Origin of the sequence: Streptomyces sp. SM11 (assembly GCF_002910905.1) — a bacterium.
In the GTDB taxonomy this organism is placed as follows: domain Bacteria; phylum Actinomycetota; class Actinomycetes; order Streptomycetales; family Streptomycetaceae; genus Streptomyces.
Genome location: NZ_NEUE01000020.1, coordinates 1 through 24,865, shown reverse-complemented (window position 1 = coordinate 24,865; position 24,865 = coordinate 1). Strand labels below are relative to the sequence as shown.

Sequence of the window (24,865 nt, the reverse complement as noted above, 5' to 3'; positions counted from 1 at the left end):
CTGCCGGCTTCCGCCCGGCTGGCTTCCGGGCTGCTGGGACGGGGCCGGCCCCGAGTTGCCGCCATTGCCGCTGCCGCTATTGCCGCTGTTTCCGGAGGCGAGGGCGGGGAGGGCCAGATTCTCGCCCTCCCGACGATCCCGCCGTCCGGTGGGCGGAACGGGCTGCTGCGGGTCAATCGGGACGCCCTGGGGCGGCACGGTCTGCCCGAGCTGCGGACGACCGCCGCCCTGGGCGTTCTCGGCAGCGGTGACGACCGAACCCTCGGACGGTGCCGAGGAGGGCGCCGAGGACGGGGCGGAGGTCAGGGCCAGTGCCTGCCGCTGCGGTGGCTGAGGCTGCTGCTCCTGTACGGCGGTTCCGGCATCCACCGGAACCGCGTCCGCCTCGGCCGGGCTGGGACGGCCACGCCGACGCCCGGAACCTTCGCCCTGCTGGGCGGGGATCAGCTCGGGGGCCTGCTGTTCCTCGGGCGCGGCCGGTCCACGGCGCGCCCGCCGCCGCCCGGTCGGCTCGACAGCCGAACGGTCGTCGGGAGTGGGAGCGGGAGCGGGAGCGGGAGCCACGGCATCGGCCGCGCCACCGCCCGTGCTCTCCGGCGTACCAGGCGTACCACCGGGGCTCTCCAGGAACGCGTCGGTGGAGGACCTGCGTGCCCGGCGCCGACCGCCACTGGTGACGCCCGGCGCTCCAAGCCCTTCGGGCGACGAGGAGGACGGGGACGAGGAGGACGCGGCGTGAGCAGGCTCCGGCAGCAGGGCGTTCCCGTCCGCCTGCGGGGGCGCGATCGTGCCGGACGCGGCGCCGATGGGCAGGTCCAGCACGTACGCGCTGCCGCTGCTCATCCCCGGCATCTCGTGCGTCTGGAGGACCCCGCCGTGCGCCCGGACGATGCCGCGCACGATCGGCTCGTGCACCGGGTCGCCCCCGGCGAACGGCCCGCGCACCTCGATCCGTACGACGTCGCCGCGCTGGGCGGCGGCCACGACCACGGTTGAGTCGACATGGCCGCCCCCGGGCACGGCCCGGGTCTTGCCGGTCGAATCGACACCGCAGACGTCCGCGACGAGATGGGCGATGGCGGTCGCCAGCCGACGCGCGTCGACCTCGGCCTCGATCGGCGGGGCGTGCACGGCGAACTGGGCGCGCCCGGGGCCGATCAGCTCGACCGCCCCGTCGATCCCGCCGGTCACGATCCCCTCGATCAGGGCGGGGGCCTTGTGCAGCCCCTCCACGCCCGTGTCGAGGCGCTGGTAGCCCAGCACGTTGTCGACGAGGGTGGTCATCCGGGCGTACCCGGCGGCGAGATGGTGCAGGATCTGGTTGGCCTCCGGCCACAGCTGACCGGCCGGGTCGGCGGCGAGAGCGGACAGCTCGCCGCGCAGCTCCTCCAGGGGCCCGCGCAGCGAACCGCCGAGGACGGCGGTGAGCTGGGAGTGCCGGCCGCCCAGGGAGGCGAGAAGCTCGGCTTGTCCCTCGACCTCGGCGGCGTACCGCTCGGTCCGGTCGGCGATCTCGGTGGCGTGGGCCTCCCGCAGCGCCTCCAGCTCGGCAGTGTGCGCCTCCCTGAGCGCGGTGACCTCGGCGGAGTGGCTCGTGGTCAGCTCGGCGACGACGCTCTTGTGCTGCGCCGACAGCTCCTCGTACGGCCGGCGGTCGGTGAACGTCATCACCGCGCCGACGAGCTGGTCCCCGTCCCGTACCGGCGCGGTCGTCAGGTCCACCGGCACCTGCGCGCCGCTCTTGGACCACAGCACCTGCCCACGCACCCGGTGCTTGCGCCCGGATTTGAGGGTGTCGGCGAGCGGGGAGTCCTCGTACGGGAACGGCTCGCCCTCGGCCCGCGAGTGCAGGATCAGTGGATGCAGCTCCTGGCCGCCGAGATCGCTGGCCCGGAAGCCGAGGATCTGCGCGGCGGCGGGGTTGACGAGGACGACCCGCCCGTCGTTGTCCGTGCCGACGACGCCCTCGGAGGCGGCGCGCAGGATCATCTCGGTCTGGCGCTGCGAACGTGCCAGCTCCGCCTCGGTGTCGACGGTGCCGGAGAGGTCCCGCACGACGAGCATGAGCAGCTCGTCGCCGGTGTAGCTGGAGTGGATGTCGTTGTACGCGGCCTGCCCGCTGTCGAGGCTCGCGCTGGTGACCTCGACGGGGTACTCGTGCCCGTCGGTGCGCCGCGCGGTCATCCGTGTCGGCTTGGTCCTGCCCTGCTCGTCCGCAGCCTCGGGCCGGCGCATCGAACCCGGGATCAGCTTGGAGTCGAACTCAGGCAGCAGATCGAGCAGTCCACGACCGACGAGCGCGGTGCCCGGGGTCTCGAACATTTCGATGGCGATGGCGTTGGCGTTGACGACCGTGCCGTTGCAATTGACGAGCAGGAGCCCGTCAGGAAGGGCATCGAGTATGGCTGCGAGGCGAGCAGTGCCTCGGGATGGCCTGCTGCTCACGACGACGCTTCCTCCCTGATTACCGCACCTTGCCGACAGCGGGCCCCATCTTGCCCCTCGGGCCGCGGACTGTCACGGGAGGAGTCTAAGGGCAGGGGAGGCCCCGGGGGCGGCGGATGAGGGGGAGCTCTCACCAGGGTTCTGTGCGTGCGGTGTGCGCCGCGGCCCCATGACGTGAGCGTCCGCGCACCCTGTGACGTGCGCGGACGCGTGGCGCGACCGTCCCGGTCAGGGCCTGGGGACCGCCCGCGGCCCTTCGCCGGAGCGAACCCCTTCGCGTTGCGACCGATGGACTATCGGACATCCGGGAGCACCGGCACGAGGCTGTTCCAGCGCGCGATCTCGCAACCGTCGCGGCGGCTCGCGGTGGTGTCCACGGCCCGGCCCTCCCAGGTGCCCACGATGCGCGCGGTGGCGTCGCCGCCGTGGATCATCGTGCACATCGTGCCCTCGGGGGTCGGCCGGAACAGCTCCTGCCGCCCGGCCCGGGTGGCGCCGGCCTCCGCGAGCCGGTCACAGGCGGCCTGTCCCCGCGGGTGGCTGCCCCCGGTGGGCCCGCACTCCAGCTCGAACGTGCCGTCGGCCTCGGCGACCCCGGTGTTCTCCACGCTCACGGTGAGCCGCGTCAGCACCTCGTCCGCCTCACCGGAGCCCGTGCCCTGCCCGCCGTCCAGGAACCCGGGCAACGGCGGGACCGGCAGGGGGAGCGGCCCGAGGGCGGGCCGGGCGGCGGCGAACGGGCCGGAGGTGGGCTGGGCCGAGGGCACGGGTCCGGTGGCGGTGGCGGTGGACGCCGGCACGGCGGTGGCGAGCGCGGCGAGCGAGACGACGGCGGTGAGGGCGAGACGGCGCAGCATGCGGTAGCTCCAGGATCTCTGCAGCACGGTCGGCCGCGGCGGCCACGGACGAACACGGGCCCGCCCCGGTGCGACGGCTGACGGACGGCTGACTGGCGACGACGGCTGACGGAGACCGCGGTCCCCACCCCTCTCTAACGCGCATCACGCCCGGACGTTGCGCCACCACGCCGAACTGCTTTGCCCTGGCCCCCGGGGGCCTAGTAACGTGAGCGACGATTGGTGGCACGACGCTCGACTGTGTCATCATCTGCACGCACCACTCGCGTCCGCGCGAGGCGTGTGGAGGAGGCGTCGCCTAGTCCGGTCTATGGCGCCGCACTGCTAATGCGGTTTGGGTCTTAAAGCCCATCGAGGGTTCAAATCCCTCCGCCTCCGCTCCATCCCGAAGCCCCGTGCCCCTGGCACGGGGCTTCGGGCGTTCCGGGGTGCGGGAGGGCGCGGAGGGTGCGCCGGGGCCGGTTCGGGAGGGTGGCCGAGATGGGCCTCAGGAGGCTGTTTCCGCAGGTCGGCAGCGGTGCGGCTAATGGATTTCGCGTCACGGCGCAGGTCATGTAATGTTGTTCTCGCAACGCCGACCGGGGAGAAAAGCCCGGAACGCCAAGCACTCGTAGCTTAACGGATAGAGCATCTGACTACGGATCAGAAGGTTGCAGGTTCGAATCCTGCCGAGTGCACATCAGGCTAGAGACCCTGTGGAGTGATCCACAGGGTCTCTAGCTTTTGCCTTGACGGCAGTGTTTGACGGCAACCGCCTTCGGGAGCCGGTCAGACGGCTACGAGGACACCGGCCGCGCCGTCGTCCCGCCCGTTGCCGTCACTCCTCAGCGCGTCCCCTACGCGGTCGAAGGCGGAGCGCTGGGAGCCCAGCCGCACGAAGGTGTAGATGTCCATGGTCACGCGGATCGAGCTGTGGCCCAGAACCTCCATGATCATGCGGGCGTCGGAACCCTGTTCGTGGAACAAGGACGCGCACGTGTGACGCGGGTCGTGGAAGCGGACCTTGCGGACGCCGGCGCGGACGGACAGGGCCTCGAAGGACCGGTTCAGGTTGCGCGGCTCGATGGGAGTCCCGTTCTTCGTCGTGAAGACGAGCCCCCTCCCCGTCTCCTTCCAGTTGTGACCCGCGGTCTTCTGGTCCCCGATCTGCTGGGCGCGCTGAGCACGGAGCGCGGTCACGCATTCGGCCGGCAGTGCCACGCGCCGGGCCGAGCGCTGCGTCTTCGGCGGCGACGATCAGCAGCTCGCCGCCCACGCGCTGGAGAGCCTGCCGGGCGGTCAGAACCCCGTCGAGAAGATCCACGTCCGACCAGCGCAGCCCCAGCAGCTCACCCCGCCGGAGCCCGATACGGACCGCCAGCTCGTACGCGGCCCAGAGTTAGTTGTCCCGGGCCGCGGTCAGGAGCCGACGCCCTTCCGCAGCGATGAGCGGTTCGATCTCACATTTGGTGCCCATGCTCAGCTCCACGTTCCGGGCCACGTTGCGAGGCAGCTCGTCCTCCCGCACGGCGTGCTGGAGAGCGGCACGCAGGATCACCAGCAGGAAGCGGACGGTCCGGTCCGAGGGGAGCTTCTTGCAGCACTTGCCGAGGGCGCAGCAGCGCCGCTTGTGCTCCGGCCGCTTCTTGTCCTTCCCCTGCGCGCAGCACTGGTAGGTGGCCGCCGTCTTTATGAGGAAGGCCCGGATGTCACGGGCGGCGAGCCGGATCAGCTTCTTCTTGCCGAACTCCGGGGTGACGTAGTTCCGGACGTTCGGCGCACCCGCCGTCGTGGCTGACTTTCGGTGGCTGAGGTCGCCAACGGCCGAAGTCAGCTGGCCAGAGAGAGCGGGGCGACCGGTCGTGCGCGGTCGTAGAGGTCCCTCGCGGTCGTGTTTTTCAGGTGCGGCCGGAGAAGGCCGAACATGGTTCTGATCCGGTCGTCGGCTCGGCCGGACTGCACCATGGGGTAGTCGTCGAGCGCTTGATGCCAGGTGTCGCAGGCCGCTTCCAGGTGGCCGACCTCCAGTTGCCGTTCGGCCAGCATGGCGCGGTGTCGGACGCGGGCGCGGCGATAGACGCTGTAGCGCACCTTGTCGGACTGCTGCATGGCTTCGATGGCGCCGGAGACGTCGCCGAGTTCGTAACGAACCTGGCTGATGTGGTAGTTGAGCGACGCCGGGTCGTACGAGCCGAACGCCTTGCCGCGCGACTCGGCACGGTCCATGGCGGTCTCGGCCCCCCGGATGTACCGCAGCGCCCGAGTCCGGTCGCCGGTCTGCGCGGCGGCGTGTGCTTGCTGGCCGGCGAGGAAGGCCAGCATGCGAGGGCCGGCCTTGGGGGAGGCGGCTGCCGCGGCGTTTGCCAGCACCATGGCCCTTCCCCCGTGACGGAGGTCGATCGCCTGGACGCTCATGCCGCGCAGAGTGGTGCAGTAGGTCAGGTGGTCTTCGGCGGCGCCCGCCAGTTCCAGCGCCTTGACGTAGTAGCGCTGCGCGAGGCCGTGCAGCCCTTCGTCCACGGCCATGTAGCCGGTCAGGTACAGCAGGTCCGAGGCCGCGGACAACATGGCCTTCCGTACGTCGTCGGGGGCGTCGGCGCGCAGGTAGGACGCCACGGTGTTCACCATGAACGAGGCGGCCATGGGGCGTGCGTGGCGACCGCCGAACTGGTCGTCCAGTTCCGAGACGCGCTCGGTCATGGCGATGACCATGTCCACTTCGTTCATGCCGATCCGGCGGGCGCGGCCGGACTGGACCGCTTCGGCACGGCCGATGACATCCGGCCACCCGGGAATCGTGAGGGCGACGGAGAACAGGCCGGCCCCCAGGACACTGCGGCGCGATGGGTCCATGTCCTGCCTCCCGAGGTCGATCAGCCCCTCCACGGTATCCGCGGCTGTCGTGGAGGAGTGATCGCGGGGAACGGGCAGACCGGCCTCAGCGTGCGTTACGGGCCGCCCCAGACGCCGGGAGAGGGCTTCCAGGACGCACACCCGCACGGCCCCGCGAGGCACGGTGCCTCCCAGCCAATGGCTCACTGCCGACTCGTCGTATCGCAGGGGCGTGCCCATCTCGGTGCCCACACGGTTCACCGCCCGAGCGAACTGGCGGTAAGTCCAGCGGCTCTCGGTGAGCAGGCGCCCGAGCGCCCCGTTCGGTTCACGCTTGGCCACGTTCTCAACTCCCCGTGCTCTTGCGAACTTTCAAGGCTTTCAAGTCCCGGCGCTGCTGCAACGGTACCGCTGTGCGTGGTCACGCGGTTGCGTAGAGGCAGCAGGAAACGGCGAGACCTCGCCGCAGACATCGTCTGAGGGACTGAGGGATGAAAAGCGAAGCGCGGGCCCGACTGGCCCAGTTGACTGAAGAGCGGGGCGTGGGCGGGGTGCTGAGGATTGACACCTACAAGGGCGCGGACCCGCCGCCGGGCTCGAACCTGTTCCCGCCGTGTGAGTGCCCGCAGCACAGCCGTCCCGAGCCTCAGGACGCTGCGGCTGAGCTGAGCGCCGCAGTGCGCGAGGCCAACAAGCGCAGTCGCGGCGAGCGGCTGTGAGGCGGTTATCCGCAGGCATCGGCCGTTACGCCGGACCACTGCTGATCGTGACCATCTCCGCATCGGTCGGCTTCGTCCTGGGCGTGGCTGCCTCCTCCACCCCCACCTGACTCCTCCCGGCCACACATCCAGCCCCACGTGTGTCGAGGGAGGGCCCACCGCCGGAAGTGGTGGGCACCCGTCCGGCCGCCTATTTCGCAAGGGGCCGGCAGCCGGACGGGCTCAACTCCGCAGCATCAGCCGCGGGGTCCGCTTCAACCGTAAGAGGAGAACATGATGAACGTGGACGAACTGTTCACCGGCGACCTGATCACCGGCGACCTGATCACCGGCGACCTGATCACCGGCGTCCCCGCCGTCGAGGCCACGCTGCTCGACAAGATGCCCGGCGGTGGCGACAACAACGGCGACCACTGCTCCAAGTAGTCCAGGGCTGACGCCAGGCGGGGCGGGGTCGTTCGCGGCCCCGCCCCGCCGCATGACTTCGGAAGGGGACGACATGCTGTCGATGCGTCTGCGCCTGGCCGATCTCCAGGAGCCCCGATGGAGACCGGAAGGAGGTCGCTGGGTCAGCGGCGAAAGCTGGATCGAGCCCGCGAACGTGTCCACGCTGGTCATGGAGGTCCACGACGACCAGGCAACGTGTGTGCGGATGAGGGTGAGGGAGTGCAAGCGGGGCGAAGCCGACTTCGTCGAGGTTGTCATGACGGCCGGGGAAGCCCGTCTCACGGCGGGCGTCTTCGGTACAGCCCCGCTGTACCTGCTGGAGAAGGCCGGCGAGCTGCACGCATCATGGGACGTGGCGGCACTGGGGCCGCATTTCTCGGCTGACCGCTTGGTGCCGCGTGTCGTGGCCCGGACGCTGACCAGGCGGCATCGCTACACGTCTGAGACGTTGTTCGAGGGTGTCTACCGCCTGACTGAGCGGGCGTCGGCCACGTTCACCGATGCGGGACTCGGCATCCACTTCCCGGAGCCCGCTGAACACGTCCTGGAGCCGCGCACGCTGCGGCCCGGTGTCGACCCACTCGCCGTGCTCGACGAGTTGCTGGCCGACGTCATTTGCGAAGCGCCGAGCGCCACGGGGTGCGTGGGCGTCGAACTGTCGGGCGGCGCGGACTCCGGGAACGTCGCCCTGGCCGTGAAGGCGGCGCGCATCCCGCAGGTGCACAGCTTCGGCTTACTTGTCGGGGGAAGTACCGGCAGGCAGCAGGGCGAGCGCCGCCAGGCGTACGCGGATCATTGCGGCTTCCGAGACACAGCCATTCCCGCCATGCAGCACCTGCCGTTCTGCCCCGGCGCCGTACGTGCCATGCGTCGGCCGCATGATCCGGCAGGGGCGTTCTACCAGGAAGCCTTCGACGTCGTACGCGAGGAGGCAGCCGCCCGACGGTGCGAGGTCATGTTCACCGGCAGTGGCGGGGACGAGGTCAACGCCCACCACTCCAGGACGGCCGTGGAACTGCCGACGCCGGAACCCGTTCCGTGGCTCGGTCCTAAGGCGGTCCGCGCCCTGGCCGAGGTGAACGAGCACCTGGCGCCCATCCCCGTCCTGCCCGTGCCGACCCTGATGGCGTTCGGGATGCACAATCCGGGCTTCCTGCGGGTCGGAGTCTGGCCGGTGAGCCCGCTCGTACACCCGCGGGTCGTCCGGTTCATGGAGCAGCTACCGCACGAGTACAAACGAGGCAAGGCGCTGTTCCGTGAGCGGATCAGGCGGGCGGGACTGCCGAACTCAGTTGCGTCGCCGACCGAACCGGAGAACTTTCTGGCCGTCCTGGAGAAGGGGCTGCGCTCCTACGGTCTGCCCGTGCTGGACGACATGCTGAAGGAGTCCGTCTTGGTCGATCTCGGCTACGTTGACGGCAAGGCACTCGTTCAGGCCCGTAAGGACGCCGACGCCGCCCCGACTGTCCCCGACTTGCTGTGCGATGTCCTCGCCCTTGAGGTCGGACTGCGGAGCCTCATGTGACCAGCGACGACACGGAAGCGGGACCAGTGGAAGCGACGAACCTCCTCTACCGGGACCCGGCCCTGTACGACGTGATCCAGTTCGACAGCACCGGTGCTGGGATGTGTCAGACCCTGATCGAGACGCACCGGCCGGACGCCCGGACGCTGCTCGACTTCGGATGCGGCACCGGCAGGGACCTGGAGATCCTGGCCAAGCGCTTCGAGTGCATCGGCTTGGACCTCCAGCCGGGCATGGTCGACTATGCCCGTCACGTCCGCCCGGAGCTGGACATCCGTATCGGGGACATGCGCACCGCCCGACTCCGTCGGTGCATGGACGTGGTGACCTGCATGGGCAACAGCCTCGCCTACGTCCACGACAACAACGAGATCACCCAGGTCTTCGCCACCTTCGCGGCCCACGCCCAGTGGGGCAGTCTGCTCATCCTGTGCTCCCCCGTCGCGCCCATCACGGGGACCGAACCGATGACCGCCACGGTCGACACCCCGAGCGGCCCGGCGACCGTCACGATCCGCCACGAGTGGGACCTGCGGACCCAGATCAACACCATGCACCGACACTGGGCACTCCCCTCGGGGGACGAGGCTCAGGACGAGATCCGCAGACGCGTCCTCTTCCCGCGCGAGCTCGAACAGTACGCGGAGCGTGTCGGCTTTGAGCTCCTGGACATGATCGACAACTCAGGAGCCAGGCTCACCGGGCCGACTGCGTACACGGTTGCCAGGTTCACCTGGCTTGATCACGGGCGGTGAAAAGCTGAGTAGGCGGCTATTACGGATCACCGCTGAACCCGAGCGGTCGGTGGTGTGATGGCTTCATGCGACCTGAGCACTGTGTGACCAGAAACCACATTGAGGTGTGGCATGAACGTGTGCTGCCGTCGGGTGCAGAACGGATCCGGTTCGGGACGGTGTTGCGCGGCTCGCTCCTGCCGATCCTGGTCTGGGCCGGCGTCGCGTGCTTCGCGTACTTCGTCTACAACCCGGTCGTTGCGATGGTCCTTGGTGGGGTCTTCGCGCTGTCGTTCATCGTGGGGTTCGCGCTCCGCCGCAGGGCAAGACACTCGGTGCGGTGTAGTGCCTACGGTGCACTGGGCGGAGTGCTCGACAAGTCCATGGCCGGGTTTTGATGCGTTGCGGTGGAGGTGGCCCGAGCTGACGGCAACTCTGATGGCAACGACGGCACGCGGCGGCCCGTGATCGCTAGCGTGGGCGATCAGTCCGGGAGGCCGTCGGGGGCTCCCGCAAGGCGCTGCCCGACCCTACGGATCAGAAGGTTGCAGGTTCGAATCCTGCCGAGTGCACAGTAGATGAGCGGCCCTCAGGAGAAATCCTGGGGGCCTTCGTCGTCCCGCCTCTCCCGTCCCTGGGATCCTTCCCGTGCGGGCGGCGGCGAGCCGCCCGGTGTCTCCTCGCTAGCGTCCCCGCCCATGGGAACTAGGGGCGGGGACGCGTTCGTATCCGGCACGGACGCCGATACGGGAGCGCACGTGGTGTTCGTCCACCGGCCCACGGCCGAAGACTTCGAAGAGGCGCTTCGTGCGCGCGTTGCGGACCTGGGCGGGGCGGGGCGGCTGCGGGCGATGACGGGGCCGGTGGCGTCGGTCGGTGCTTTGGCTGTTCTCGGTGCGGTCGTCGGTATGCGCGCACCTGCGCTGATCGTCGCGCTCGTGCTCTGCGCGGCCACCGTGTCCTGGGGCACCCTGCGGGCGCTCCGCACCCGGGCCCGCCGGTTGTTCAGCGTCGTGGAGCCGGCCTGGCGGTGCTGCCGAAGAGGGGGCCCGGGGCCCTGTGGACGTGGAGCGTCTCAGGGTGATCCTGGACCGGAACCTCAAGCGGCTGTGGCGCCCGCCCGGACCGGCTCCCCCGTGGCCCGGCGGCGGCGGGTCGGCAGGCCCATGGTCGGGTTGGCGACGCCCCAGGCCGCGCCCTTGCAGACCAGTTCCTTGTAGAAGGCGGCCAGGCGGCCGGTGAGGGCCGCGCTGGCGGCCCGGTCGTCGGCGGTGACGTACTGGATCAGGCCCTCCTTGCGGCCGAGGGAGACGCACTGGTTGAAGTAGCGGGCCGAGATGGTCGGGAGCTTGCCGCCGGTGAGGCGGGCCGCGATGGCGTCGGCGGCCTGCCAGGCGGTGGGGACGCCCGAGGCGCACGACATGCGCAGCGGCTTGTCGCCGGGGCCTGCCACCAGGGCCGCGTCGCCGATGGCGTACACGTCCGGGTGCGAGGCCGAGCGCATGGTGGCGTCGACCACGATCTGGCCGTTGTCGGCGGTCTCCAGGGCGGTGGCCCGGGCGATGGGGTGGACGGCGAAGCCGGTTGTCCAGACCGTGATCGCGGCCGGGATGTCGCCCTCGGCGGTGGTGACGTGGTCGGCCTCCACGGCGGTGGCGACGGTGTGTTCGTGTGCGGTGATCTTCAGGCCGGCGAAGACCTTCCGCAGGTGCCGGGCGCCCTTGGGGGAGAGCCAGTCGCCCAGTGCGCCGCGGGCGACCAGGGCCACGTCGAGGTCCGGGCGGGTCTCGGCGATCTCCGTCGCCGCCTCCACGCCGGTGAGGCCACCGCCGACGACGACCACGGGTTCGCCGGGGGCGAGGGCGGCCAGGCGGTCGCGCAGACGCAGGGCCCCGGGGCGGCCGGCGATGTCGTGGGCGTGCTCGGCGGCGCCGGGGACGGCGTGGGCGTTCCACGCGCTGCCGAGGGCGTACACGAGGGTGTCGTACTCCAGGTCCTCCGGCTCCCCCGCTCCGTTCGGGTCGGTGACGGACACCGTTCGGTGGTCGACGTCGATGCCCGTGACCTTCGCGAGGCGCAGCTGGACGTCCGTGCCGGCGAACATCTCGCGGAAGGGCCGGGGGCGGAGGTCCTGGCCCGCCGCCAGCTGGTGCATCCGGACGCGCTCGACGAAGTCCGGTTCGGCGTTGACGAGGGTGATGGAGACGTCCTCGTTCCGCAGCCGCCTGGCGAGGCGTCCGGCGGCACTCGCTCCGGTGTAACCGGCTCCGATGACGATGATGCGGTGCTGCTGCTGCATGTCCTGGCTCCTGTCTCACGCGGGTTCGCCCCTTGAACCGGGCAGCCCGTCGTTTCCTGACAGGTGGGCGATGTGACGCGCGTCACAGGTGGTCAGAAGGCGTGGAACAGGGGTTCTCCGTGGTCCGTGGCAGCCCAGTGCTCATTCGCGCGTTCGAGCTTGTCGGGGTTGACCTGGCTGCGGAGCGCGGCGATGCCGTCCGGGGTGATCTCCAGGCAGGTGACGCCGATGAGGCGCCCGTCGACGACCGCGACGACGGCGGGGGCACCGTTGACGGTCGTGATGTGGATCGCGGCGGAGCCGCCGGCGATGGCTCGCTTGCCCTTGCCGGGGGTGAACAGACCCCGCATGAACTTCGCGACGGCGAGGGCGCCTTCGAACGGCTTCGCGCGGGCCGGCACCTTTCCGCCGCCGTCGCCGATCGCGACGGCGTCCGCGGTGAGCAGCCGGACGAGCGGTTCGGTCCGGCCGCTGGTGGCGGCCGTGAGGAACTCCTCGACGATCCGCCGGGTGACGGCCTCGTCGATCTCGGTACGGGCCCTGCCCTCCGCGATGTGCTTCTTGGCGCGGTGGAAGATCTGCTGGCCGGCGGCCTCGGTGATGTCGAGGATCTCCGCGATTCTCCGGTGCGGGTAGCCGAAGGCCTCCCGCAGCACGTACACGACCCGCTCGTTGGGGGACAGGCGCTCCATGAGGGCGAGGACCGCGTACGACACCGACTCGCGCTGCTCGACGGTCTCGGCGGGGCCGAGCATAGGGTCCCCGGCGAGCAGCGGCTCGGGCAGCCACTGGCCCACATAGGTCTCGCGCCGGGCGCGCGCCGAGGTGAGCTGGTTGAGGCAGAGGTTGGTGAGGACCTTCGTCAGCCAGGCCTCGGGGACCTCGATGCGCTCGATGTCGGCCGCCTGCCACCGCAGGAACGTGTCCTGCACGGCGTCCTCGGCATCGCTCGCCGAGCCGAGGAGGCGGTAGGCGATGGCCTTCAGGCGGGGCATGGAAGCCTCGAACACATCCGTCTGGTTCCCGGTCAGCACCATGGTGCGGATCCTAACGGGAACGCTGGCGGTGTGACCGGACGAGCTCTTCGCGGTGCACGCGGCCGGGCCCGTTAGCATCGCCGGGCCGGTCCGACCGGTGATCTGGTGCCGAGGTGAGCGGGGTCCGGGGTGGCCGGTGGGTGGTGGTGCGCCGGGGTGCGGTGGCCCGGGGAAGTGCCCGAACTGGGGTGGAGCCGGGGCGGTGACCGGCGGGTGAGTGTGCTCGCGTACGGGTCCGGCCTCGGGTTCCGGGCCCTCGGGGAGCGGCACTGCGTGGGGGCCAGGGGGAACGTCTGTCCCCTGGGCGCCGTGGTGCCGGGGCGCGGTGCCGGCGGGCGGTGCGCCGAGTGCGCGCGGCTGGACCGGGCGCACTCGGTGGCCGCCGACACGATGGTGGACGACCCCCGGACGTACCGCGTGTACCTCGCGTGGTTCGGGCCCGGCATGGTCAAGGTCGGGATCACCGGGGAGGAGCGCGGGGCGGCCCGGCTGCGGGAGCAGGGGGCCGTGGCCTTCAGCTGGCTGGGGCGCGGGCCCCTCATGGCGGCCCGGCGTACCGAGGAGGTGCTGCGGGCGGCCCTCGGTGTGCCCGACCGGATCCCGTACGCCAGGAAGCGGGCCGAGCGCGGGCGGCTGCCGGGGCCCGAGGAGCGGGCCGCCGAGGTGGCGGAGCTGTACGGGCGGGCGGCGGAGCTCGAAGGGCGCGGCTGGCCCGAGTCGTTGGAGCGGCTGCCCCTCGAAGTCGTCGACCAGGCGGGCGCCTTCGGGATCGACCGGTCGGCCGCTCCCGTCCGGTCGGTGCGGGAGCTGGTCGACGGCGGTGTCGTCGCGGGGCGGCTCGTCGCGGCGGCCGGGCCCGATCTGCACCTCGCGGTGGACGGCGTGGGCGTGGTCGTGCTGGACACGCGGCTGATCACCGGGTGGGACCTCGTGGCCGTACCCGGAGCGGCCGCGTCCGGAGGGGCCGCGTCCGGAGGGGCCTCCACCGCAGCGGCCGCCGGGTCCGAAGCAGCCGGGAGCGATGTACGTGTCCCTCTCATCGACATCGACATCGGCGACGGCGGTGTGCAGGATGGGCTGTTCTGACCGCCGTCCGAGGGAGCGCGTCCGTGGTGCCGGAGAGCGATGACGTGGTGCGGTTCCGGGAGCGGCTCGGGCTGCCCGGGATCATCGACGTGCACACGCACTTCATGCCCGAGCAGGTCCTGCGCAAGGTGTGGGCCTACTTCGACGCCGCCGGGCCGCTCACGGGTCGTGAGTGGCCGATCACCTACCGGTACGAGGAGGACGCGCGGCTGGCCGTGCTGCGGTCGTTCGGGGTGCTGCGCTTCACCTCCATGCTCTATCCGCACAAGCCCGGCATGGCCCGCTGGCTGAACGGCTGGGCCGCCGGTTTCGCCGCCCGGACGCCCGACTGCCTGCACACCGCGACCCTCTTTCCGGAGGAGGGCGTGGAGGTGTACGTGAAGGAGGCCGTCGAGGGCGGGGCGCGGGTCTTCAAGTCGCACCTCCAGGTGGGTGCGTACGACGCCAACGATCCGCTCCTGGAGCCCGTCTGGGGGCTGCTCGCGGAGGCCGGGGTCCCGGTGGTCATGCACTGCGGGTCAGGGCCCGCGCCGGGGAGGTTCACCGGGCCCGAGCCGGTCGGCCGGCTCCTGGCGCGCCATCCCCGGCTGCGGCTGATCGTGGCGCACATGGGGATGCCGGAGTACGCGGAGTTCCTGGCGCTGGCGGAGGCCCATTCCGAGGTGCGGCTCGACACGACCATGGCGTTCACCGACTTCAGCGAAGGGTTCAGTCCCTTTCCGGCGGCCGAGTTGGGGCGGCTCGCCGATCTCGGGGACCGGATCCTGCTGGGGACCGACTTCCCGAACATCCCCTACCCGTACGTTCATCAGCTGGAGGCGCTGGAGCGGCTCGGGCTGGGGGAGGAGTGGTTGCGGGCGGTCTGTCACGGGAACGCCGCCGCGCTGTTCGGGATCGGGGTCTCCTAGGGTCTTTCGTCGGATCAGGTCGGATCAGGTGGGATCAGGGAGCGGGGTCCGGTGCGTGCGGACGCAAGGCGGAGGAGGGAGCCACTGCGGAGCATCGGCGACTGACGACAACGCCACAGGCGCGCGTGCCGGGGCCCGCGAGCCCGACATGATCCAGACGAGAGGCCCTATAGCCCGCGCCGCTTTCTCAGGCAATTCACAGAAACGGGTCAGGCTTCTCTCACGGGTGCCTCACAGAGTGGTTCCCATGACGACGACGACCTCGCCCCAGGGGCGTACCGAACTGCTCAGGCCGGACCGCACCCCCGTACGGGTCCTGGTCGTGGACGACGAGGCTCCGCTCACCGAGCTGCTCTCGATGGCCCTGCGGTACGAGGGGTGGGAGGTGCGCAGTGCCGGGGACGGGGCCGGGGCGGTCCGGGCCGCGCGCGACTTCCGCCCGGACGCGGTGGTCCTGGACGTCATGCTCCCGGACATGGACGGGCTGTCCGTGCTGGGCCGGCTGCGCCGTGAGTACGCCGATGTGCCGGTCCTCTTCCTGACCGCCCGGGACTCCGTCGAGGACCGGATCGCCGGGCTCACCGCGGGCGGCGACGACTACGTGACCAAGCCGTTCAGCCTGGAGGAGGTCGTGGCCCGGCTGCGCGGGCTCATCCGCCGCTCGGGCTCGGCCGTCGCCGCCGGGCGGAGCGAGTCCACGCTCACCGTCGGGGACCTGGTCCTGGACGAGGACAGCCACGAGGTGAGCCGGGGCGGGGACGCGATCCACGTCACGGCCACCGAGTTCGAGCTGCTGCGTTTCCTGATGCGCAATCCGCGCCGGGTCCTCAGCAAGGCGCAGATCCTCGACCGGGTCTGGAACTACGACTTCGGCGGCCAGGCCAACGTCGTCGAGCTCTACATCTCCTACCTCCGCAAGAAGATCGACGCCGGACGCACACCGATGATCCACACCCGGCGCGGCGCGGGGTATCTGATCAAGCCCGGTGAGTAGCGGGCGCGCGGGTGCGGGAGTGCCGCGGCGGCCGTGGACTCTGCGGACCCGGCTCGTCGTGTCGGCCGTCTCGCTGATCGCCGTCGTCGCCGCAGTCATCGGGTCCGTCACCGCGATCGCCTTCCACAGCTACATGTACGGCAAGCTCGACGACCAGCTGCACTCCGTCGTCGAGCGCGCCCAACGGCCGCCCGGGCCCCGGCCGGCGCCCCAGGCGCCGCCCGAGGCGGGTCCGCTCGGCTTCGTCGGTGGGGGCGGGCAGCCGCTCGGCACGTTCGGGGCGCTCGTCGGCGACGACGGGGCCGTCACCGCGTCGAAGGTCGTCGAGGACAGCGGGCTCCGTGCCCAGGAGAGCGCGAAGCCGCTGACCGGCGAGCAGCGGCGTGCGCTGGAGGAGGCCGCTCCGGTGACCGGTGAGGGGACCCGGAGCGTCGATCTGCCGGGGCTCGGCGGCTACCGGGTGGAGGCCGCGACCACCGCCGAGGGGTATACCGTCCTCGTCGGCATCCCCAGCGCCGAGGTGAGCGGTGCGCTGACCACCTTGATCGTCGTCGAGGTGTGCGTCACCGCCGCCGGGCTTCTCGCCGCCTCGATCGCGGGCACCGTTCTCGTCGGGATCGCGCTGCGGCCGTTGCGCCGGGTCGCCGCCACGGCCACCCGGGTCTCCGAACTCCCCCTGCACAGCGGCGAGGTGGCCCTACTGGAACGGGTCCCGGCCGCCGAGGCCGACCCGCGCACCGAGGTCGGGCAGGTGGGAGCGGCGCTCAACCGGATGCTCGGGCACGTCGGTTCGGCCCTCACCGCCCGCCAGGAGAGCGAGACGCGGGTCCGGCAGTTCGTCGCCGACGCCAGCCATGAGCTGCGCACCCCGCTGGCCTCGATCCGGGGCTACGCCGAGCTGACCCGGCGTGCCGCCGGGGGCCGGGAAGCGCCGGAGCCCGGCCCGGTCACCCGGCACGCACTGGGGCGGATCGAGTCGGAGGCGGACCGGATGACGGGCCTGGTGGAGGATCTGCTGCTGCTGGCCCGGCTGGACGCCGGGCGTCCGCTCTCGTACGGGAGCACGGATCTGCTGCCGTTGGTCGTGGACGCGGTGAGTGACGCCCGGGTGGCGGACCGGCCAGGGGCCGGCCCGGGTGCCCGGCACCGTTGGCGGCTGGAGCTGCCCGGCGAACCCGTGACCGTACGCGCCGATCCCGACCGGCTCCGGCAGGTGCTGGTCAACCTGCTGGCCAACGCCCGGACGCACACCCCGTCGGGCACCACCGTCACCGTGTCCGTGACGCCGGCCGCGTCCACCGGGGGGCCGGTCACGCTGGCGGTGCGGGACGACGGGCCCGGCATCCCGGTGGAGCTGCTGCCGCATGTCTTCGAACGGTTCGCCCGCGGTGACGCGTCACGCTCGCGCGGGGCCGGTACGGGTACGGGTACCGCAACGGCGACCGGCTCCACCGGGCTCGGCCTCGCCATCGTGCAGGCCGTCGTCGCCGCGCACGGCGGGCGGGTGGCGGTGGAGTCCGGGCCGGGCCGCACGGTGTTCGTGATCGAGCTGCCCGCGGAGGAAGAGGGGCCGTTCGCGGACTCACAGGGCAGGGACAGGCTCAGCACACCGGTGTGACAGCCCGGTTGGCGAACGTCGGAGCATGACCACCGACAGCCTCCGGAGCGGCCCCGGCGCGACCGGCCGCAGCACAGGGGAGGGCGGCCCCGGCGCGACCGGCCGCAGTGCAAGGGACAGCGGTCCCGGCCTTCTGCCGGTCAGGGAGCATCTCCCGGCCCGGCAGACGGCCACCCCTTCCCGCGTCCCCGTGCTCGACGTCGTCGTCCCCGTCCACAACGAGGAGAAGGATCTCCGCCCCTGCGTCCTGCGCCTCCACGGCCATCTCGCGCGGACCTTCCCGTACCCCTTCCGCATCACCGTCGCCGACAACGCCAGCACCGACTCCACCCCCGCCGTCGCCGCCTCGCTCGCCGCGGAGCTGCCCGGGGTGCGGTGCGTGCGGCTGGAGGAGAAGGGCCGCGGGCGGGCCCTGCGTACCGTGTGGGCGGACTCCGGGTCCCCGGTCCTCGCCTATATGGACGTCGACCTCTCCACCGACCTCAACGCCCTCCTCCCGCTGGTCGCCCCGCTGATCTCCGGCCACTCCGATCTGGCCATCGGCTCGCGTCTCGCGCGGAGTTCGCGGGTGGTGCGGGGGCCGAAGCGGGAGTTCGTCTCGCGCGCCTACAACCTGATCCTGCGCTCCTCGCTGGCCGCCGGGTTCAGCGACGCCCAGTGCGGGTTCAAGGCGATCCGGCGCGAGGTGGCCGAGCGACTGCTGCCGATGGTGGAGGACAGCGGCTGGTTCTTCGACACCGAGCTGCTGGTCCTCGCCGAGCGGGCCGGGCTGCGCATCCACGAGGTGCCCGTCGACTGGATCGACGATCCCGACTCGACGGTCCACATCGTGCGGACGGCTGCCGAGGACCTGAAAGGCGTGTGGCGGGTGGGGCGGGCGCTGGCCGTCGGCGCGCTGCCGCTGGACCGGCTGGCCCGGCCCTTCGGGGACGATCCGCGCGACCGGGCGCTGGCCGGGGTACCGCGCGGACTGGCCCGTCAGCTGGTCGGGTTCTGTTGCGTGGGGGCCCTGTCCACGCTCCTCTACCTGGCGCTGTACTCCCTCTTCCGGCTCGGCGTCGGGCCGCAGTTCGCCAACGGCGGCGCGCTGCTCGTCTCCGCCGTCGCCAACACCGCCGCCAACCGGAGGCTCACCTTCGGCGTACGTGGCCGGGGCGGGGCCGTCCGCCACCAGGCGCAGGGGCTCGTGGTCTTCGCCATCGGCCTCGCCCTGACCAGCGGCTCGCTCGCGGCGCTGGGTGCGGCCTCCGGATCGCCCTCGCACAGTACGGAGCTGGCCGTCCTGATCACCGCCAACCTCGCGGCCACCGTGCTGCGTTTCCTGCTCCTGCGCGCCTGGGTCTTCCCGTCCCGCGCCTGCCATGACCCCGAGGACGTCCGATGACCACGACCACCGCCGCCGCACCGCCGGTGCGGGTGCCCACGCCGCCGGCGACCGGCGGCCCCCGCTGGGAGCGCCCCGCGCTGTACGGGCTCCTGCTGGCCGTCGGGCTCGCGTACCTCTGGAACCTCAGCGCCTCCGGGTACGCCAACTCCTTCTACTCCGCGGCCGTTCAGGCGGGCAGCCAGAGCTGGAAGGCCCTCTTCTTCGGCTCGCTGGACCCGGCGAACGCCATCACCGTCGACAAGCCGCCCGCCGCGCTCTGGCCGATGGCCCTGTCGGTGCGGCTGTTCGGGCTCAGCTCCTGGGCGATCCTGGCCCCGCAGGTCCTGATGGCCCTCGCCACGGCGGCCGTGCTGAACACCGCCGTACGCCGTCGTTTCGGGCCGGTCGCCGGACTGATCGCGGTGGGCGTGTTCGCGCTGACGCCCGTCGCGGCGCTGATGTTCCGCTTCAACAACCCGGACGCGCTCCTCGCCCTGCTGATGACCGTCACCGTGTGGTGCGTGCTGCGGGCCCTGGAGCAGGGCCGGACGTCGTGGCTGCTCTGGGCGGGCGCGGCGGTCGGGCTCGCGTTCCTGACGAAGACCCTCCAGGCGTTCCTGATCCTGCCGCCGCTGGCCGTGCTGTACGCGGTGTGCGCCCCCGTTCCCGTGAGGAAGCGGCTCGGCCAACTCGCGCTGTCCGCACTGACGATGGTCGTCGCCGGTGGCTGGTGGGTCGCGATCGTGGAGCTGATGCCGGCTTCCTCGCGGCCGTACGTCGGCGGCTCGCAGAGCAACTCCTTCCTGGAGCTCACCTTCGGCTACAACGGGCTCGGCCGGATCAACGGCGAGGAGACCGGCAGCGTCGGCGGGGGAGGCGGCGGCCGTGGCGGCGGAGGCGGCGGTGGCTGGGGCGAGACCGGCATCGGCCGGATGTTCAACTCCGAGGTCGGCGGTCAGATCGCCTGGCTGCTGCCCGCCGCGCTGATCCTGCTGGCGGCCGGTCTCTGGCTGACCCGGAAGGCGGCGCGGACCGATTCCGCGCGGGCCGCGTTCATCGCCTGGGGCGGCGCGCTGATCATGACCGCGGCGGTGTTCAGCTTCATGGCCGGGATCTTCCACCAGTACTACACGGTGGCCCTCGCCCCGTACGTCGCGGCGCTCGTCGCCATGGGCGTCACGGTGCTGTGGGAGGAGCGGGGCGCGTGGTGGCCGCGTGCGGTGCTCTCGGGCACGGTCCTCGCGACGGTGGTCTGGGCGTACGTCCTGCTGGGCCGCACTCCGGACTACCTGCCGTGGCTGCGGTGGGCGGTGCTGGTGGCCGGGATCGCCGGCGCGCTCGGGCTGCCGGCCGTGGGCCGGTTCGGCGGCCGGGGCCTGGCGCTCGCCGTGGTGGCGCTGAGCTGCGCGGCCTCGCTGGCGGGGCCGGCGGCGTACACCGTCAGCACCCTGAACAGCGGCCACCAGGGGTCGATCGTGACCGCCGGTCCTTCGGCCGGGTTCGGTATGGGCCGGCCCGGGGGCGGCGGCCGGGGCGGCCCCGGTGGCGGTGACGGCGGTGACGGCGGTGACGGCGGGCAGCGCGGCGGCATGCAGCGGCCGCCCGGGCCGGGGCAGGGGCAGGGGACACCGCCCGGCCAGGCCCGGGGGAACCAGCAGGGCAGTGCGCCGGGCGGTATGCCCACCGCACCCGGCGGTGCCGGTACGGGTACGGGCACCGGCGCGAACCCCGGCTTCGGCGACGGCATGAGGGGCGGAGGCGGCGGAGGCGGCGGCATGGGCGGGCTGCTCAACGGTGCGTCCGTCGACGCCGGGGCGAAGGCGCTGCTGGGGAAGGGCGCGGACGACTACACCTGGGTCGCCGCCGCCGTCGGCGCGCAGAACGCGGCCAGTTACCAACTCGTTACCGGTGAACCCGTGATGGCGATCGGCGGCTTCAACGGGAGCGACCCGTCACCGACGCTCGCACAGTTCAAGAAGTACGTGGAGGAAGGCAGGATCCACTACTTCGTCTCGGGCGGCGGCATGGGAGGCGGCGGCGGCGGAGGAGGAGGAGGCATGGGCGGTGGCTCCGGGGCCTCGTCCCGGATCTCCTCCTGGGTGACGGAGAACTTCACCGAGGTCACCGTCGGCAGCGCCACGTTCTACGACCTGACGCAGCCGACGAGTTGAGGACCGGGGGGCGTGCGCGGCCGGGCTCAGAAGCCGGCCGCGTACGTCCAGAAGTCCCGCATCACCTGCGGTGCGGTGGGTCCGGACATCTCCATCTGGGTGAGCAGGACGGCGACCGTGCCCGTGGACGGGACGATGTGGGCCGTGGTGCCGGTGCCGCCGACCCAGCCGTAGCGGCCCAGCACGTTCCACGGGGCCGCGATCTCGATGTCCACCGAGCCGCCGAACCCCCATCCCTGGCCCTCCGTGAACAGTCCGCTCGCGGCGCGCTGGTCCGGGGTCAGGTGGTCGGTGATCATCTGGCGGACCGACTCGGCCGCCAGCACCCGGTGACCGGCGTCGTTCAGACCACCGGCGAGCAGCATCCGGCCGAAGGCGTACCAGTCGTCGACGGTCGAGACCAGGCCGCCGGCGCCCGACGGGAACGGGGGCGGGCTGCTCCACTGCCCGTCCGGGGCGTCGACCAGCACCGGATCGCTTCCGCTGTCCGCCCCGGCCCGGTAGTAGCCGGTGAACCGGTCCAGCGCGGCGGGCCCCACGGTGAACCCGGTGTCCGTCATGCCGAGGGGCCCGAGCAGCCGTTCCGCCAGATACGCGGGCAGCGGGCGGTCGGCGACCCGGGCGACGAGGACGCCGAGGATGTCGGAGCACGTGTTGTAGAGCCAGCCGTCGCCCGGCTGGTGCAGCAACGGGATACGGGACAGCGCGGCCATCCAGGCGTCCGGCGCGAGGACGGCCTGCGGCTGCGGCGGGCCCTGTTTCAGCTCGGCGAACAGCGGGGCGACGGCCGGGAGCGAGAAGTCGGACGGGAAGCCGTATCCGGCCCGGAAGGTCAGCAGGTCCAGCAGGGTGATCGGGCGGACCGCCGACACCACGTCGTCGACCGGGCTCTGCGGGGTCCGGACGACCAGCGGTGAGGCCAGTTCGGGCAGCCATGCCGCCACCGGGTCGGCGGGGGCGATCAGGCCGTCCTCGACGAGCGTCATGGCGGCCGCCGCCACGATGGGCTTGGTGATCGAGGCGATGCGGAAGAGCGAGTTCCGACGCATCGGCGCGGACCCGGCGAGGCCGGCCGTACCGGCCGACACCACCTCGGCCCGTTCGCCCCGGGCCACCAGGGCCACCGCGCCCGGCATCGACCCCCTGGCGATGTGGGTGTCCAGCAGTTCAGGCAGGGTGGTGGTGGTCATGCTCGTCCTTCGTCCGGTACCGCGTGTTCTCTCGGGGCCCTGCGTCCGCACAGATCCCGCCCGTAGGCGGTGGACCGTGGGCGGCCCCCGGGCAGAAGACGTGCTCCGGCCGTAGATGGAAGCTTTCAGGCCGAAGGCGCCGAAGACGGGGACTCCCGAACCGCCCCGGACTCGTCGGACCAGGGCTCGCCGGCCCCGGGCACATCGGACCCTGGCACATCGGACCCTGGTTCATCGACCTCGGGCTCATCGGCCCCGCCCCCGCACCAACAGGTCCGCCACCACGGGCCGGTGGTCGGACGCCGTGCTCTCCGGTACCCACGCCTTCCGCACCTCGATCCCGCCGTGCGGCCCGTCGTCCGACACGGCGACGAAGTCGATCCGCTTGACCGGGTCCCGCGCCGGGAAGGTGGGCGCTCCCGGGTCGGCGTCCGCCAGCTCCCGCCACAGCGGGGCCAGTTCGGGGGCGGCGGGCTCCGCGTTGAAGTCGCCGAGCAGGATTTGCGGGCCCCGGTCCTCGGCCATGATCCGCCGGGTGTCGGCGACCTGGGCGACGCGGACGGCGGGGTCCAGGCGGTAGTCGAGGTGGGTCACGTACACGTGTACGGGCAGCCCCCGCACCCGTACGACGACCTCGCCGAACCCCGGCGCGGGGGCCGGGACCGGGTTCGGGTCCTGGGTCGACAGACGGGTGATCTCGTGGTTGTCGGCGCTCAGGATCCGGTGCCGTGACAGCACGGCCACCCCGTACTCTGCCCGGGGCCCGCCCGGTTCGGCCGGGTCCAGGCTGTAGATCGGTGCGAAGGAGACGTGCATGCGCAGCCGCCGCGCCAGCTCACCGGCGAGGTCCCGCCACCCGCTGCGGTCGCCCCAGTGCCGGTCGACTTCCTGAAGCCCGATCACATCCGCCTCCAGCAACTGGAGTTCGGCGGTCTGGCGGTCCAGATCGAAGGCGCCGTCCAGGCCCGCCCCGGCGTGGATGTTGTACGTGGCGACCCGCAGCGGCAACCCTCCGCCGGAAGGGGGGCGGGGCGTCGTGACGGCGGCGGCGGGCGGTGCGATGAGCGCCCCCAAGAGGGATGCGACGAGCAGGATTTGAGGGGTACGGCGGCGCAGCGGCATGGCTCTCCAACCGGCCGGACAGCACGGCCTTTGTCAGGTCAGCGTCGAGAACCGTACCGCCCGGTCACCGCGCGGACCCCACCGGCGCGGCCGGTCCGGCGGCACGGATATCGACTTGTACGTCGTACAGGGACTGTCTTACGGTGTACATCGCCCAGTCCCGTACGCCGTACAACTACCCGGAGCGCGCTGTCGCCGCACCGGAGCTCAAGGAGCCCGCATGACGGCGCCCGCCACACAGCGACTCGATCTCGCCCCCCAGGGGCACCCGCAGCGCTGGCTGATCCTCGGCGTCATCTGCCTGGCCCAGCTCACGGTGCTGCTCGACAACACCGTCCTCAACGTCGCGATCCCCTCCCTCACCACGGAGCTGAACGCCTCCACCGCCGACGTGCAGTGGATGATCAACGCCTACTCACTCGTCCAGTCCGGTCTGCTGCTCACCGCGGGCAGTTCCGCCGACCGCTACGGGCGCAAGAAGATGCTGATCGTGGGCCTCGCCCTGTTCGGCATCGGCTCGCTCGCGGCCGGGCTCTCCCAGTCCTCGGGCCAGCTCATCGCCGCCCGCGCCGGGATGGGCGTCGGCGGCGCGCTGCTGCTCACCACCACACTCGCCGTCGTGGTCCAGATCTTCGACGACGCCGAGCGGGTCAAGGCGATCGGGATCTGGTCGACCGTCAGCTCCCTCGGCTTCGCGGCGGGGCCGCTGTTCGGCGGGTTCGTCCTCGACCACTTCTGGTGGGGTGCGATCTTCCTCATCAACATCCCGGTCGCCCTGATCGCCGTGGCCGCCGTCGCCCGGCTCGTACCGGAGTCGAAGAACGGCCAGGGGGAGCGGCCCGACCTGCTGGGCGCACTGCTCTCCACCATCGGCATGACCGCCGTCGTCTTCGCGATCATCTCCGGACCCGAGCACGGCTGGGCGTCCGGCCGGGTGCTGTTGACGGCGTTCATCGGGGTCGCGGTGATGGCTGGGTTCGTCCTGTGGGAGCTGCGCATCCCGAACCCGATGCTCGACATGCACTTCTTCCGGAACCAGAAGTTCATCGGCGCGGTGGCGGGCGCGATCCTGGTCGCCTTCGGCATGGGCGGTTCGCTCTTCCTGCTCACCCAGCACCTGCAGTTCGTGCTCGGGTACGGGCCGTTGGAGGCGGGTCTGCGGACGGCTCCGATGGCCCTCACCGTGGTCGCCCTCAACCTGACCGGCCTCGGCGCCCGCCTGGTGCGGAAGATGGGCACGCCCGTCATCATCGCGGCGGGGATGAGCTGCCTGGCGGCCGGACTCGCCGCGATCGCGCTGCTCGGACGGCACGGTTACGGCGGCATGCTGCTCGGCCTGGTCGTGATGGGGGCGGGGATCGCTCTGGCGATGCCCGCGATGGCCAACGCCATCATGAGCGCCATCCCGCCGGCCAAGGCCGGGGTGGGCGCGGGAGTCAACGGCACGCTCGCGGAGTTCGGCAACGGGCTCGGGGTCGCGGTGCTCGGCGCCGTGATGAACGCCCGGTTCGCCGCGCTCGTACCGGCCGCCGTCGG

At 71.8% G+C, this 24,865-nt stretch carries 21 protein-coding genes and 2 tRNA genes; 14 read left to right on the top strand and 9 right to left on the bottom strand.

Translation table 11 applies throughout. From position 1 onward, the window contains the following. A partial coding sequence (locus B9S58_RS01495) for a PAS domain-containing protein (RefSeq protein ID WP_258044141.1) occupies positions 1-2,445 on the bottom strand: 2,445 nt, incomplete at its 3' end. A 293-nt stretch (positions 2,446-2,738) separates the two neighbouring features. Then, entirely contained in the window at positions 2,739-3,302 is a 564-nt protein-coding gene (locus B9S58_RS01490) for an SSI family serine proteinase inhibitor (RefSeq protein WP_103530341.1), read from the bottom strand. 287 nt (positions 3,303-3,589) lie between these two features. Here B9S58_RS01490 and B9S58_RS01485 point away from each other — a divergent pair. Further along, a tRNA-Ser gene (locus tag B9S58_RS01485) sits at positions 3,590-3,680 on the top strand. A gap of 226 nt (positions 3,681-3,906) precedes the next feature. Next, a tRNA-Arg gene (locus tag B9S58_RS01480) sits at positions 3,907-3,979 on the top strand. Between the two features lie 91 nt (positions 3,980-4,070). On the opposite strand, the gene B9S58_RS01475 is transcribed toward B9S58_RS01480, so the two are convergent. From B9S58_RS01475 to B9S58_RS01470, 3 genes are all read right to left on the bottom strand, one after another. Beyond that, positions 4,071-4,502 carry a tyrosine-type recombinase/integrase gene (locus B9S58_RS01475; RefSeq protein ID WP_258044140.1) on the bottom strand — a complete coding sequence of 144 codons (432 nt, stop codon included), beginning with the start codon at positions 4,500-4,502 and terminating at the stop codon, positions 4,071-4,073. Positions 4,503-4,680: 178 nt separating this feature from the next. Next, positions 4,681-4,839 carry a hypothetical protein gene (locus B9S58_RS37725; RefSeq protein WP_181009137.1) on the bottom strand — a complete coding sequence of 53 codons (159 nt, stop codon included), beginning with the start codon at positions 4,837-4,839 and terminating at the stop codon, positions 4,681-4,683. Between the two features lie 272 nt (positions 4,840-5,111). Beyond that, positions 5,112-6,455 (bottom strand): tetratricopeptide repeat protein, encoded by a 1,344-nt coding sequence (locus tag B9S58_RS01470; protein ID WP_258044139.1) that lies wholly within the window; start codon positions 6,453-6,455, stop codon positions 5,112-5,114. 149 nt (positions 6,456-6,604) lie between these two features. Between B9S58_RS01470 and B9S58_RS01465 the strand changes: the two genes are divergently transcribed. The 5 genes from B9S58_RS01465 (at position 6,605) to B9S58_RS01450 (ending at position 9,936) form a co-directional block, all read left to right on the top strand. Then, on the top strand, positions 6,605-6,832 hold the full coding sequence (locus tag B9S58_RS01465; RefSeq protein WP_103530340.1) for a hypothetical protein: 228 nt from the start codon (positions 6,605-6,607) through the stop codon (positions 6,830-6,832). A 273-nt stretch (positions 6,833-7,105) separates the two neighbouring features. Beyond that, complete coding sequence (locus B9S58_RS37720; protein WP_181009139.1) at positions 7,106-7,258, top strand: hypothetical protein; 153 nt, start codon at positions 7,106-7,108, stop codon at positions 7,256-7,258. Positions 7,259-7,331: 73 nt separating this feature from the next. After that, a complete protein-coding gene (locus B9S58_RS01460; protein ID WP_181009136.1) occupies positions 7,332-8,804 on the top strand; it encodes an asparagine synthase-related protein in 1,473 nt (490 codons plus the stop codon). Next, the gene (locus B9S58_RS01455; protein WP_181009135.1) at positions 8,801-9,559 is read left to right on the top strand and encodes a bifunctional 2-polyprenyl-6-hydroxyphenol methylase/3-demethylubiquinol 3-O-methyltransferase UbiG; all 759 of its coding nucleotides are present in this window, start codon (positions 8,801-8,803) and stop codon (positions 9,557-9,559) included. Before B9S58_RS01460 ends, B9S58_RS01455 begins: the two co-directional genes overlap by 4 nt. Before the next feature lie 83 nt (positions 9,560-9,642). Continuing rightward, positions 9,643-9,936: a hypothetical protein gene (locus B9S58_RS01450; protein ID WP_258044138.1), complete on the top strand. Its 294-nt coding sequence runs from the start codon at positions 9,643-9,645 to the stop codon at positions 9,934-9,936. A gap of 701 nt (positions 9,937-10,637) precedes the next feature. On the opposite strand, the gene B9S58_RS01445 is transcribed toward B9S58_RS01450, so the two are convergent. Together B9S58_RS01445 and B9S58_RS01440 are read right to left on the bottom strand one after the other, a co-directional pair. Beyond that, entirely contained in the window at positions 10,638-11,837 is a 1,200-nt protein-coding gene (locus tag B9S58_RS01445) for an NAD(P)/FAD-dependent oxidoreductase (RefSeq protein ID WP_103530338.1), read from the bottom strand. 92 nt (positions 11,838-11,929) lie between these two features. Then, on the bottom strand, positions 11,930-12,874 hold the full coding sequence (locus tag B9S58_RS01440; RefSeq protein ID WP_103530337.1) for an RNA polymerase sigma-70 factor: 945 nt from the start codon (positions 12,872-12,874) through the stop codon (positions 11,930-11,932). A gap of 129 nt (positions 12,875-13,003) precedes the next feature. Here B9S58_RS01440 and B9S58_RS01435 point away from each other — a divergent pair, with 129 nt between their 5' ends. The 6 genes from B9S58_RS01435 (at position 13,004) to B9S58_RS01410 (ending at position 21,017) form a co-directional block, all read left to right on the top strand. Beyond that, positions 13,004-13,960: a DUF2797 domain-containing protein gene (locus B9S58_RS01435; RefSeq protein WP_103530336.1), complete on the top strand. Its 957-nt coding sequence runs from the start codon at positions 13,004-13,006 to the stop codon at positions 13,958-13,960. Between the two features lie 26 nt (positions 13,961-13,986). Next, positions 13,987-14,868, top strand: a complete 882-nt coding sequence (locus tag B9S58_RS01430) for an amidohydrolase family protein (protein ID WP_374935646.1) — start codon at positions 13,987-13,989, stop codon at positions 14,866-14,868. Positions 14,869-15,115: 247 nt separating this feature from the next. Next, positions 15,116-15,862, top strand: a complete 747-nt coding sequence (locus B9S58_RS01425; RefSeq protein ID WP_103530334.1) for a response regulator transcription factor — start codon at positions 15,116-15,118, stop codon at positions 15,860-15,862. A 19-nt stretch (positions 15,863-15,881) separates the two neighbouring features. Beyond that, entirely contained in the window at positions 15,882-17,480 is a 1,599-nt protein-coding gene (locus B9S58_RS01420) for a cell wall metabolism sensor histidine kinase WalK (protein WP_181009138.1), read from the top strand. A 25-nt stretch (positions 17,481-17,505) separates the two neighbouring features. Next, entirely contained in the window at positions 17,506-18,864 is a 1,359-nt protein-coding gene (locus B9S58_RS01415; RefSeq protein WP_103530332.1) for a bifunctional glycosyltransferase family 2/GtrA family protein, read from the top strand. Next, positions 18,861-21,017, top strand: coding sequence for a glycosyltransferase family 39 protein (locus tag B9S58_RS01410; RefSeq protein WP_103530331.1), 2,157 nt, complete (start codon positions 18,861-18,863; stop codon positions 21,015-21,017). Before B9S58_RS01415 ends, B9S58_RS01410 begins: the two co-directional genes overlap by 4 nt. Positions 21,018-21,043: 26 nt before the next feature. Here B9S58_RS01410 and B9S58_RS01405 read toward each other — a convergent pair whose 3' ends face one another. Continuing rightward, a complete protein-coding gene (locus tag B9S58_RS01405) occupies positions 21,044-22,207 on the bottom strand; it encodes a serine hydrolase (protein ID WP_103530330.1) in 1,164 nt (387 codons plus the stop codon). 246 nt (positions 22,208-22,453) lie between these two features. Next, positions 22,454-23,329 carry an endonuclease/exonuclease/phosphatase family protein gene (locus tag B9S58_RS01400; RefSeq protein WP_103530329.1) on the bottom strand — a complete coding sequence of 292 codons (876 nt, stop codon included), beginning with the start codon at positions 23,327-23,329 and terminating at the stop codon, positions 22,454-22,456. Between the two features lie 220 nt (positions 23,330-23,549). On the opposite strand from B9S58_RS01400, the gene B9S58_RS01395 reads away from it, so the two are divergent. After that, the coding region (locus B9S58_RS01395; RefSeq protein ID WP_103530328.1) for an MFS transporter at positions 23,550-24,865 on the top strand (1,316 nt) is incomplete at its 3' end.

Coding starts and splice junctions, on each gene's coding strand:
- B9S58_RS01425 (WP_103530334.1), top strand. CDS start 15,116: ATGACGACGACGACCTCGCCCCAGGGGCGTACCGAACTGCTCAGGCCG.
- B9S58_RS01465 (WP_103530340.1), top strand. CDS start 6,605: ATGAAAAGCGAAGCGCGGGCCCGACTGGCCCAGTTGACTGAAGAGCGG.
- B9S58_RS01440 (WP_103530337.1), bottom strand. CDS start 12,874: ATGGTGCTGACCGGGAACCAGACGGATGTGTTCGAGGCTTCCATGCCC.
- B9S58_RS01400 (WP_103530329.1), bottom strand. CDS start 23,329: ATGCCGCTGCGCCGCCGTACCCCTCAAATCCTGCTCGTCGCATCCCTC.
- B9S58_RS37720 (WP_181009139.1), top strand. CDS start 7,106: ATGATGAACGTGGACGAACTGTTCACCGGCGACCTGATCACCGGCGAC.
- B9S58_RS01490 (WP_103530341.1), bottom strand. CDS start 3,302: ATGCTGCGCCGTCTCGCCCTCACCGCCGTCGTCTCGCTCGCCGCGCTC.
- B9S58_RS01445 (WP_103530338.1), bottom strand. CDS start 11,837: ATGCAGCAGCAGCACCGCATCATCGTCATCGGAGCCGGTTACACCGGA.
- B9S58_RS01460 (WP_181009136.1), top strand. CDS start 7,332: ATGCTGTCGATGCGTCTGCGCCTGGCCGATCTCCAGGAGCCCCGATGG.
- B9S58_RS01415 (WP_103530332.1), top strand. CDS start 17,506: ATGACCACCGACAGCCTCCGGAGCGGCCCCGGCGCGACCGGCCGCAGC.
- B9S58_RS01405 (WP_103530330.1), bottom strand. CDS start 22,207: ATGACCACCACCACCCTGCCTGAACTGCTGGACACCCACATCGCCAGG.
- B9S58_RS01410 (WP_103530331.1), top strand. CDS start 18,861: ATGACCACGACCACCGCCGCCGCACCGCCGGTGCGGGTGCCCACGCCG.